This is a genomic window from Aurantiacibacter flavus (assembly GCF_039710615.1).
In the GTDB taxonomy this organism is placed as follows: domain Bacteria; phylum Pseudomonadota; class Alphaproteobacteria; order Sphingomonadales; family Sphingomonadaceae; genus Alteraurantiacibacter; species Alteraurantiacibacter flavus.
In genome coordinates this window covers 1-1,379 of the sequence record NZ_JBDLBR010000021.1, presented here as the reverse complement: position 1 = coordinate 1,379, position 1,379 = coordinate 1, and the positions used below count along the sequence as shown (strand labels likewise).

Annotated in this window: 2 protein-coding genes; both read right to left on the bottom strand. The window is 59.6% G+C overall.

Translation table 11 applies throughout. From position 1 onward, the window contains the following. A protein-coding gene (locus ABDJ38_RS16895) for an IS5 family transposase (RefSeq protein WP_346786303.1) occupies window positions 1-782 on the bottom strand; the annotation gives its coding sequence in 2 pieces (ribosomal slippage) (window positions 1-458 and window positions 458-782; 783 coding nt in all). Between the two features lie 78 nt (window positions 783-860). Beyond that, window positions 861-1,322: a hypothetical protein gene (locus ABDJ38_RS16890; protein WP_346786302.1), complete on the bottom strand. Its 462-nt coding sequence runs from the start codon at window positions 1,320-1,322 to the stop codon at window positions 861-863. Window positions 1,323-1,379 lie beyond the last annotated feature (57 nt).

Here is a 1,379-nt window from a genome sequence, read left to right as displayed (position 1 = left end):
CTAGGCGGCGTGGACAAATTTGAGCCAATATCTGGCGGTCGCGAGATGAACCATTCCGAGGAAGCTGTTGGCGAGCTGGTCGTAGCGTGTAGCGATCGCGCGGTTGATCTTGAGGTGGCCGAACATTCGCTCAATGCGGTTCCGCTGCTTGTAGAGCACTCGGTCATGCTCGATCTCCACACGGCGGTTTGATCGACCGGGGATGACAGCCTCGATCTTGCGCTCGGCAAGGTCGGCGCGGATGGCGTCGGCATCATAGCCCTTGTCGGCAAGCAAAGCGTCCGGCGTCCGCTCGGGCAAGCCGATCAGGGCTTCATACGCCTTGCAATCAGCTGCCTCGCCAACCGTCAGATGGAAGGCGAGTGGCCGTCCGAGGGCATCCGCCAAGCAGTGAAGCTTACTGGTGAACCCGCCCCGCGAGCGGCCAAGAGCGCGTCGATGAGACCCCCTTTTCCGCCCGCTGCCGAAACGTGGGCCCGGACTGTGGTGCTGTCGATGCTATAGTGGCCGCTGTCCGCCATGATCTCGGCCAGCGTCACAGCTACAGTCTCCCAGACCCCAGCTTCGCTCCAGCGTCGGAACCGGCGATAGATTGTGTTCCAACTACCGTATTTGGGCGGCACATCTCGCCATGGAGCGCCGCAGCGAAGTCGCCAGAGTATGCCGTTGATGACCGAGCGGTTGTGTTCGGGGCGTCTGCCTCGACCACGGTTCTCAGGCTTGATGGGCAACAAACCCTTCAGAACGCGCCACTCTGCTTCGGTGAGATCGCCCCTGCTCAAGCCTGCCTCCAAAAAGCAGCCTTGAATCAATCCCCACCGGCACCGTCAACATGCATCGGCTGTCCAGAGCTAGGTTGATCAGTTGGTGCGATGGCCGTATCGACGCACGCCCGCGTCGCGAAGGTCGTCCAACGTATGTCCATCACCCGTTCGAATATATGGCTCGACTGACGTAACCCCAGCAGAACAGCGAGCCAGCGCTGCCCCATCTTCCGGTACCACCACGTTGTAACCGCCTGCGGTATTCTTGCGAAGCAGCCAAGTTCCTTCGCGTGACACACGATAGGTATGCTGAACCGTCAGCACCCTGACCATCTTGCTGGGAAGGGCACCGTCAATGACACGCTTCACCTTTAAGTCGACGAACCATGGCCACGACATGATGATGCAGTCACTGCCGCAATCGCCAATCTCGCTCGGTACTTGGTCAACGGGTAACGCGCGAATTTTCGCATCATAGCAGGCCTGCTCGGCTAAAGCGGCAGAAGGCGTAGCAAGGCCAGCCAATATGGCGGCTGTGAAGCGCACATTATGGATCACGAAGCAAGACTACACGCGCGAAAGCCAACAGTCACCAATTTGTCCACGCCGCCTAGG